The sequence below is a fragment of the Mesorhizobium sp. M2A.F.Ca.ET.067.02.1.1 genome (assembly GCF_004023285.1).
Classification (GTDB): Bacteria; Pseudomonadota; Alphaproteobacteria; order Rhizobiales; family Rhizobiaceae; genus Mesorhizobium.
Map to the genome: position 1 here is coordinate 1 of NZ_RZSB01000188.1, position 8,834 is coordinate 8,834.

The following is an 8,834-nucleotide window of genomic DNA, read 5'->3' on the forward strand; positions in this document are numbered from 1 at the left end:
ACAGCGGCCGCATCAAGATCGGCCTCTCGGACGGCGAACGCGAATCGCTTGCCATGACGGGCGACGCCATGAAGCTGTCGCGCGCCGATCTCGGCTTCGCGGTCGCTCAAAAGCGCACCGGCGGCACCACGGTTGCGGCCACGATGATTGCCGCGCACATGGCCGGCATAAAAGTGTTCGCCACCGGCGGCATCGGCGGCGTCCACAAGGGCGCCGAAAAGAGTTTTGATATCTCGGCCGACCTCGACGAGCTGGCGCGCACGCCGGTCATCGTCGTCTCGGCCGGCGCCAAGGCGATCCTCGACATCGAAAAGACGCTGGAAGTGCTGGAGACACGCGGCGTGCCGGTCATCGGCCATGGCAGCGAGACGATGCCGGCCTTCTGGTCGAGGCAGTCACCCTTCCGCGCGCCGCTGACGCTGCAGGCGCCTGGGGACATCGCCCATTTCTACCGCACGCGCCAGGCGCTGGGCCTGGGCGGCGGCATTCTGGTCGCCAATCCCGTGCCGCAGAATGACGAGATCCCGGCCGACGAAATGGCCGGCTATATCGACGCCGCGCAGAAGGCCGCCGAGGCGCAGAATGTCACCGGCAAGGCGGTGACGCCCTTCCTCTTGTCGAAGATCCTCGAACTCACCGGCGGCCGCAGCCTCAAGACCAACATCGCGCTGGTCGAGAACAATGCCCGGCTGGCGGCGGAGATCGCGAAGGCACTGTAAGGGCACACGTCGAAGGCCCCCTCACCCGGATTGCCAAGGCCGAATTGCGAAGAGCAATTCGGGGCAATCCGACCTCTCCCCGAGGGGAGAGGAGCTGCCAGCCCCTGCGCCAACCTCTTCTCCCCAGCTGGGGAGAAGGTGGCCGCGAAGCGGCCGGATGAGGGGGCGGCCTCGACGTGCCCTTCGTAGTGTTCAATAACGGATCAAATCACTTCCCCGCTCGTCTTCCCGCCTCATAAGCACGCCGCGCCCACACGGCCATCTCGTCCGGATCGTCGAACGCCTCGTCGGGCACGCTCCAATAGGGCATCGCCACGTCCTTGCCGTGGCGCGAGCCGGTATAGGTCCACTGGCTGCAGCCGGCGGCCTCGAAATCGGGAATGGTTTCCTCATCCGCCTTGAGCAGCAGTTCGCCGCGCACCACCACCGCGACGATGACGCCGTCGCAATAGATGCCCTTACCGCCGAACAGTTTTCGGATGCTGATCGGGCCCAGGCTTTCGAACAGTTCTTCGAGGCGCGTATTATCCATGGCGCGATGATCTCATCCGCCATCGGCCTTGTCATCGCCGCAACCAAAGGCATGCTGACAGGTTGAGACCTGAAAACGGAGTTCCCGCCATGCCTGTCCTGCTCAAAGGCTCCTGCCGCTGCGGCGCCGTCCGGTTCGAGGTGGATAGCCACACGCCGGTGCCGTTCATGCTCTGCTACTGCTCGATCTGCCGCAAGCAGCAGGGCGGCGGCGGTTTCGCCATCAATCTCGGCGCCGACTACGACACCTTGAAAATCACGGGCAAGCGCAGCCTCGGCGTCTATCGCGCCGAAATCGAGGATGACGAGCATCCGCATTGCGAGGTCTCGACCGGCGAGCGCAATTTCTGTCGCAAATGCGGCTCGGCCCTCTGGCTCTACGACCCGACCTGGCCGGAGCTTGTCCATCCCTTCGCCTCGGCAATCGACACCGACCTGCCGAAGCCACCGGAAAAGGTGCATCTGATGCTGAAATACAAAGCGAACTGGGTCGAGCCGGTGATCGGCAAGAAGGACAAGGTCTTCGAGGTCTATCCAGAGGAATCGATCGCCGACTGGCATAAGCGCACGGGCATGTGGGTCGATTAGCTTTCTTCTGCCCGTTCTACGGGGAGGTGAGGTGTGGTCCGCGAAGCGGACGAAAAGCCAATTGCTTGGCTTTTGGAATGACGAACGCCGGCAGGCTGCGCCAGCCTCTCAAAACTTCGCACCTACCCCTCATCCGGCCCTTCGGGCCACCTTCTCCCCGTAAACGGGGCGAAGGAAGATCAGGCCGACGCGCGCGCCTCAGCCAGCGCCTTGAGGTCGGCCGGCTTCAATTCTACGGATTCGCCGCAGCCGCAGGCCGAGCTCTGGTTCGGGTTCTTGAAGGTAAAGCCGGTGCGCAGCGTCGTCTGCTCGAAATCCATCTCGGTGCCGAACAGGAAGAGCGCGGCTTCCGGCGCGACATAGACATGCGCGCCGTCGCGCTCGATGTGGTCGTCCTTGACGTTCGGCTCGATCACCAGATCGATGGTGTATTCCATGCCCGCGCAACCGCCCTTCTTGATGCCGAGGCGGATGCCATGCGCGTTGTCACGCGTTGCGACGATCTCGCGCACGCGGTCGGCGGCCTTTTCGGTCATCGTGATGACGGCGAAGCGTCCCATATTTTCCTTCTCCATTCCCTGCAGGTTCAAGGCCTGCCGAATGATTCTCACCTAAAATGGTGAAGTTTTACCCGAGGCGCAAGGGTACCGGTCTCAATACCAACCCACCGCGACCTGCGCCTCTTCCGACATGCGGTCGGGCGTCCAGGGCGGATCGAACACCATGTTCACCTCGACACCGGAAACGCCTTCGACGGCGCCGACGGCATTCTCGACCCATCCGGGCATTTCACCGGCCACCGGGCAGCCCGGCGCGGTCAGGGTCATGTCGATCTTGACCGAACGGTCGTCCTCGATGTCGATCTTGTAGACCAGGCCGAGCTCATAGATGTCGGCCGGGATTTCCGGGTCGTAGACCGTCTTCAGCGCGGAAACGATGTCGTCGGTCAGCCGCGCCAGCTCGTCGGCGGGGATCGCCGAGGCCGAAACGACGCTGTTACCCACCGTTTCCGGCACAGTCTCTGCGGTCGCGCTCACATCGTCCATGATCATCACCCGAAGAACTTTCGCGCCTTTTCCAGCGCCTCGGCCAAAGCGTCCACTTCGGCCCTCGTATTATACATGCCGAACGATGCCCTGCATGTGGAGGTGACGCCGAAGCGTTTCAACAGCGGCTGGGCGCAATGCGTGCCCGCGCGGACGGCAACACCTTGCCGGTCGATCACCATCGACACGTCATGCGCATGGATACCCTGCAATTCGAACGAGATGATGGCGCCCTTGCCCGGCGCGTCGCCAAAGATGCGCAGCGAATTAATCGCCCGCAGCCGCTCGTGCGCGTAGGTCTTGAGGTCCGCCTCGTGCCCCGCGATGCGTTTGCGGCCGATTTTTTCCATGTAGTCGAGCGCGGCACCCAGGCCGATCGCCTGTACGATCGGCGGCGTGCCGGCCTCGAAACGGTGCGGCGGATCGTTGTAGGTGACGATATCCTCAGTCACTTCCTCGATCATCTCGCCGCCGCCCATGAAGGGCCGCATCTCTTCCAGCCGATCCTTCTTGCCATAGAGCACGCCGATGCCCGACGGGCCGTAGACCTTGTGGCCGGTGAAGACGAAGAAATCGCAGTCGAGGTCCTGCACGTCGATCGGCATATGGACGGCGCTCTGGCTGCCGTCCACGAGGACAGGAATTCCACGCGCATGCGCGATGCGCACGATCTCCTTGATCGGCGTCACCGTGCCTAGCGCGTTGGACATCTGCGTGATGGCGACCAGTTTCGTGCGCGAGGTCAGCCGCTTTTCGAATTCCTCGATATGGAAGGCGCCGAGATCGTCGACCGGCACCCAGACCAGCTTCGCGCCCTGCCGCTCGCGGATGAAATGCCAAGGCACGATATTGGAATGGTGCTCCATGATCGACAGCACGATCTCGTCGCCCTCGCCGATCCTCGGCATGCCATAGCCGTAAGCGACCGTGTTGATCGCCGAAGTGGTGTTGGAGGTGAAGACGATGTTGTCGGTGCTCGGCGCATTGAGAAAACGCTGCACGGACTTGCGCGCGTTCTCATAGGCGTCGGTCGCGGCGTTGGACAGGAAATGCAGGCCGCGATGGACGTTGGCGTATTCTTGGCTATAGGCATGCTGGATCGTATCGAGCACCACCTGCGGCTTCTGCGCCGAGGCGCCGTTGTCGAGATAGACCAGCTTCTTGCCATAGACTTCTCGCGACAGGATCGGGAAGTCGCGGCGGATCGCCTCGACGTCGTAGGGGGTGGTTTCGATCTTCTGGTCCATCACAAGCTCTTCCGAGGCACCGCCTCACTCTGTCACGCACCCCTCATCCGGCCCTTCGGGCCACCTTCTCCCCGTGAACGGGGAGAAGGCTAGGCGTTAGCCATGCGTCGAAAACCAGCCGTCGAGCCGCTCTTCCAGCGCTTCGACGAGTGCCTCGTCGTCAAGTTCCTCGATCACTTCGGCCACGAACGCCTTCACCAGAAGGCCCCGCGCCGACTTTTCGTCGATACCGCGCGCCATCAGGTAGAACAGATGGTTATGGTCGATCTCGGTGACCGTCGCGCCGTGGCCGCAGACCACGTCGTCGGCGAAGATCTCCAGCTCCGGCTTGGTCGAGAACTCGCCGTCATCCGACAGAAGCAGCGTGTTGCAGGCCATCTTGGCATTGGTTTTCTGCGCATATTGATGCACGTTGATGCGGCCCTGGAAGACGCCGCGCGCCTTGCCGGTCACCACATTGCGGATCACTTCCGTAGACGTCGTGTGCGGCACGGCATGGTCGAGCACCATGGTGGTGTCGGTATGCGTGTCGCCGGCAAGAAGGTTGATGCCGCGCAGTTTGAAATCGGCGCCCTCGCCCGTCGTCCTGACGACGACCTCCTGGCGAACGAGCCTGCCGCCGGCATTCATCACGAACAGCGTCAGCTTGGCATCCTTGCCGATATGCGCCTTGAACTGGGCGAGATGCGTGGCTGTATCCGGCTGCTCCTGCACGATCAGCCAGGTCACTTCCGCGCCGTCACCGACCACGAGCTGGCTGACCGACGAGACCAGCGCCTCGTCGCCCTCGCCCGTCTGGCGCTCGACGATGACCGCCTTGGCGCCGGCCCCGACACGCGCCAACAGCCGCACATGCGACTGGCCGCCAGCCTGCAGGTTCTGCAATTCGATCGGCTTTTCCAGCTCGGCACCGTCGGCGATATCGACGAAATAGCCGTCGGCGACGAAGGCGGTGTTGAGAGCGCCGATCGCATCGTCGTCGCCATAGGGATCGAGTCCCGGCGCGACGCTGCCGTCGGTCAGCTTTTCCGACAGGCGCTGCACCGTGACGCCGTCGATCTCCGGCAGCTTCGCCTGCGAAACTCCGTTCAGCACAGGCAGCACGGCCGACCCTTCAAGAACCGGCGCAAGTGCCTTGGCCACGGCGTCGGCCTCGAAGGCCGGCACGTTGGTCAGCAACCGCCGCAGGTCCGTGTAATGCCAGGATTCGACGCGCCGCGTCGGCAGGCCGTGCTTGATCGCCTCGATCGCGTCGTCGCGCTTGACCATCACGGCGCCGTCGCCGGGCAGTTGCGACAGCCGCTCGCCAAAGGCGTCGATCAGCGCCATCTCGGCCAAGGTCCGCTGGGGCTGTGCATGCATGTTCATGACTTTCGCCTCGACCGCTCCCATCTTACGCGGCTTCGCCTATCACACCGGCATAGCCGTTGGCCTCGAGATCGAGCGCCAGCGACTTGTCGCCCGACTTGATGACCTGGCCCTTGTAGAGCACGTGCACCGAATCCGGCACGATGTGCTCGAGCAGGCGCTGGTAGTGGGTGATGACGACGATGGCGCGCTCCGGCGAACGCAGCGCATTGACGCCATCGGACACGATCTTCAGCGCGTCGATGTCGAGGCCGGAATCGGTCTCGTCGAGCACGCAGAGTTTTGGCTCCAGCAGCTTCATCTGCAGGATCTCGGCGCGCTTCTTTTCCCCGCCGGAGAAGCCGACATTGAGCGGCCGCTTCAGCATGTTCATGTCCATGCTGAGCGAAGCCGCGGCTTCCTTCACGCGCTTGAGGAACTCCGGCACCTTGAGCGGCTCCTCGCCGCGCGCCTTGCGCTGCTCGTTCATCGCCACTTTCAGGAATTCCATGGTCGCCACGCCCGGTATCTCCATCGGATACTGGAAAGCGAGGAAGATGCCGGCGGTGGCGCGTTCGGCCGGGTCCATTTCGAGGATCGACTGGCCGTTATAGAGGATGTCGCCCTCGGTGACCTCATAGTCCTCGCGGCCGGCGAGGATATAGGACAACGTCGACTTGCCCGAGCCGTTCGGACCCATGATGGCGGCGACCTCGCCGGCTTTCACCGTCAGGTTCAGGCCGCGGATGATCTCGGTGCCGTCATCGACGATGCGCGCATGCAAATTCCTGATCTCAAGCATAGTTTCTTCCTGAATAACTTTTGCGGTCAGCCGACCGAACCCTCGAGGCTGATGCCGATCAGCTTCTGCGCCTCGACGGCGAACTCCATCGGCAGCTGCTGGATGACATCCTTGACGAAGCCGTTGACGATCAGCGCGATCGCTTCCTCTTCGGGGATGCCGCGCTGCATGACGTAGAACTTCTGGTCCTCGGAAATCTTCGACGTCGTCGCCTCGTGCTCGAACTTCGCCGTCGCGTTCTTGGCTTCCATGTAAGGCACGGTGTGCGCGCCGCACTGGTCGCCGATCAAAAGCGAGTCGCAATTGGTGAAGTTGCGCGCGTTGGCCGCCTTGCGGTGCGCCGAGACCTGGCCGCGATAGGTGTTCTGCGAGAAGCCGGCGGCGATGCCCTTGGAGATGATGCGGCTCGACGTGTTCTTGCCGAGATGGATCATCTTGGTGCCGCTATCGACCTGCTGATAGCCGTTCGACACCGCGATCGAATAGAACTCGCCCGAGGAATCGTCGCCGCGCAGGATGCAGCTCGGATATTTCCAGGTGATGGCCGAACCCGTCTCGACCTGCGTCCACGAGATCTTCGAGCGGTCGCCGCGGCAGTCGCCGCGCTTGGTGACGAAATTGTAGATGCCGCCCTTGCCCTCGGCGTCGCCGGGATACCAGTTTTGCACCGTTGAATATTTGATCTCGGCATCGTCGAGCGCGATCAACTCGACCACCGCCGCGTGCAGCTGGTTCTCGTCGCGCTGCGGCGCCGTGCAGCCTTCGAGATAGGAGACGTAAGCCCCCTCCTCGGCGATGATCAGCGTGCGCTCGAACTGGCCGGTGTTCTTCTCGTTGATGCGGAAATAGGTCGACAATTCCATCGGGCAGCGCACGCCCTTCGGCACGAAGACGAAGGAACCGTCGGTGAACACGGCCGAGTTCAACGTCGCGTAAAAATTGTCCGAGGTCGGCACCACGGAGCCGAGATATTTCTTGACCAGTTCCGAATGCTCGCGGATCGCTTCCGAGATCGAGCAGAAGATGACGCCCGCCTTGGCGAGCTCTTCCTTGAAGGTGGTGACCACGGAAACCGAATCGAACACGGCGTCGACCGCGACGCGGCCGGACTTGTAGACGTTGTCGCCTATCTCCGCTTCCTCGTCCACCGCCGCGAGCTTCTGCACGCCGGCCAGGATTTCCTGCTCCTTGAGCGGAATGCCGAGCTTTTCATAGACCTTGAGCAGTTCAGGGTCGACTTCTCTCAGCGACTTCGGCCCCGGCGTGCTCTTCGGCGCGGCGTAGTAATAAATGTCCTGGAAGTCGATCTTCGGATAGTGGACGCGCGCCCAGGTCGGCTCTTCCAGCGTCAGCCAGCGGCGATAGGCCCCCAGACGCCATTCCAGCATCCAGTCCGGCTCATCCTTCTTGGCCGAGATGAAGCGAATGATGTCCTCGCTCAGGCCCTTCGGGGCCTTGTCCATCTCGATCTCTGTCTGGAATCCGTATTTATACTGGTCGACGTCGATCTTTCGGACTCGATCGATCGTCTCCTGCACAGCAGGCATAAGCGTTCTCCATCCACGCCGGGGTCAAGGCCCGGCAGTTTTCAAACTATGGCACCGCTGTGATCGCATCCCGGCAGGGGTGCGCAGCGGAGTAAGCTCCATATAGTGCGTATCCGCCGGAAATTCACCCGGCCAGGACAAAACGCACCACTCTACCAGGCCGCAGGGCCTGAATTCGTCTTCGCCGCCGTCAGGCGGCTTCTTCCTTACCCGCCCGGCGCGCGACGATGCCCGCCAGCGCGGCCCGGAAGGCCTCTATCTCCTCGGCGCCGGTCGCGCGGCCGATCGACACGCGCAAGGCGCCCAAGCTGTCGCCATGGCCCATGGCCTTCAGCACATGGCTTGGCCCGACCTTTCCCGATGAGCAGGCCGAGCCCGCCGACAGCGCGACGCCGGCAAGATCGAAAGCGATCTGCGCCGTCTCGGCCTTGACGCCGGGAATAGCGAAGAATGTCGTGTTGGCAAGCCTCTGAGCGCCATTTCCGAAGATTTCCGCGTCCGGCGCCAGTTCGGTCACGATGGCTTCGACCTCGTCGCGCCGGCGCGCGATGGCGTCCATATTGCCGAGGCCGGCAAGCGCTGCCCGCGCGGCGGCGCCGAAACCGGCGATCCCGGCAACGTTTTCCGTCCCGGCGCGATGGCCCTTCTCCTGGCCGCCGCCATTGACCAGCGGCCGCGGCATCATCAGGTCGGACGCGGCGACGATCGCGCCGACGCCCTTGGGACCGCCGATCTTGTGCGAGGACAGGATCAGGTAATCGGCATAAGGAACTGACATATTGAGCGGAATCCGCCCGGCGGCCTGCACGGCGTCGACGACCAGCACCCCGCCGGCGGCCTTGACGATCTCGGCAATGCGACCGACCGGCTGGACAACGCCGGTCTCATTGTTGGCGGCGTGGATCGCCACCAGCGGCAGGCCAGCCGCCTTGTCATGCTGAGCAAGCGCAGCAGCAAGCGCCTCGATATCGGCGATGCCGTTGCTGTCAACGCCGATCCTCGTCACC

10 protein-coding genes are annotated in these 8,834 nt (G+C 63.1%); 2 read left to right on the plus strand and 8 right to left on the minus strand.

The window, feature by feature from the left end:
- Positions 1-719, plus strand: a 719-nt coding sequence (locus EOA28_RS15155; protein ID WP_148670723.1) for a pseudouridine-5'-phosphate glycosidase, incomplete at its 5' end; no start/stop codon positions are given.
- A gap of 208 nt (positions 720-927) precedes the next feature.
- On the opposite strand, the gene EOA28_RS15160 is transcribed toward EOA28_RS15155, so the two are convergent.
- Positions 928-1,251 (minus strand): TfoX/Sxy family protein, encoded by a 324-nt coding sequence (locus EOA28_RS15160; protein WP_127250868.1) that lies wholly within the window; start codon positions 1,249-1,251, stop codon positions 928-930.
- 89 nt (positions 1,252-1,340) lie between these two features.
- Here EOA28_RS15160 and EOA28_RS15165 point away from each other — a divergent pair, with 89 nt between their 5' ends.
- Positions 1,341-1,838 (plus strand): GFA family protein, encoded by a 498-nt coding sequence (locus EOA28_RS15165; RefSeq protein ID WP_126082471.1) that lies wholly within the window; start codon positions 1,341-1,343, stop codon positions 1,836-1,838.
- Between the two features lie 179 nt (positions 1,839-2,017).
- Here EOA28_RS15165 and sufA read toward each other — a convergent pair whose 3' ends face one another.
- The 7 genes from sufA to EOA28_RS15200 form a co-directional block, all read right to left on the minus strand.
- Entirely contained in the window at positions 2,018-2,398 is a 381-nt protein-coding gene (sufA, locus tag EOA28_RS15170) for a Fe-S cluster assembly scaffold SufA (RefSeq protein ID WP_127250867.1), read from the minus strand.
- A gap of 93 nt (positions 2,399-2,491) precedes the next feature.
- A complete protein-coding gene (locus EOA28_RS15175) occupies positions 2,492-2,884 on the minus strand; it encodes an SUF system Fe-S cluster assembly protein (protein WP_127250866.1) in 393 nt (130 codons plus the stop codon).
- 5 nt (positions 2,885-2,889) lie between these two features.
- Positions 2,890-4,131 (minus strand): cysteine desulfurase, encoded by a 1,242-nt coding sequence (locus tag EOA28_RS15180; protein WP_127250865.1) that lies wholly within the window; start codon positions 4,129-4,131, stop codon positions 2,890-2,892.
- Between the two features lie 96 nt (positions 4,132-4,227).
- Positions 4,228-5,499 (minus strand): Fe-S cluster assembly protein SufD, encoded by a 1,272-nt coding sequence (gene sufD / locus EOA28_RS15185; protein WP_127250864.1) that lies wholly within the window; start codon positions 5,497-5,499, stop codon positions 4,228-4,230.
- Positions 5,500-5,524: 25 nt separating this feature from the next.
- Positions 5,525-6,280 carry a Fe-S cluster assembly ATPase SufC gene (gene sufC, locus EOA28_RS15190; RefSeq protein ID WP_127250863.1) on the minus strand — a complete coding sequence of 252 codons (756 nt, stop codon included), beginning with the start codon at positions 6,278-6,280 and terminating at the stop codon, positions 5,525-5,527.
- 26 nt (positions 6,281-6,306) lie between these two features.
- Positions 6,307-7,827, minus strand: coding sequence for a Fe-S cluster assembly protein SufB (gene sufB, locus EOA28_RS15195; RefSeq protein WP_127250862.1), 1,521 nt, complete (start codon positions 7,825-7,827; stop codon positions 6,307-6,309).
- Between the two features lie 190 nt (positions 7,828-8,017).
- A partial coding sequence (locus tag EOA28_RS15200) for an aminotransferase class V-fold PLP-dependent enzyme (protein WP_128315018.1) occupies positions 8,018-8,834 on the minus strand: 817 nt, incomplete at its 5' end.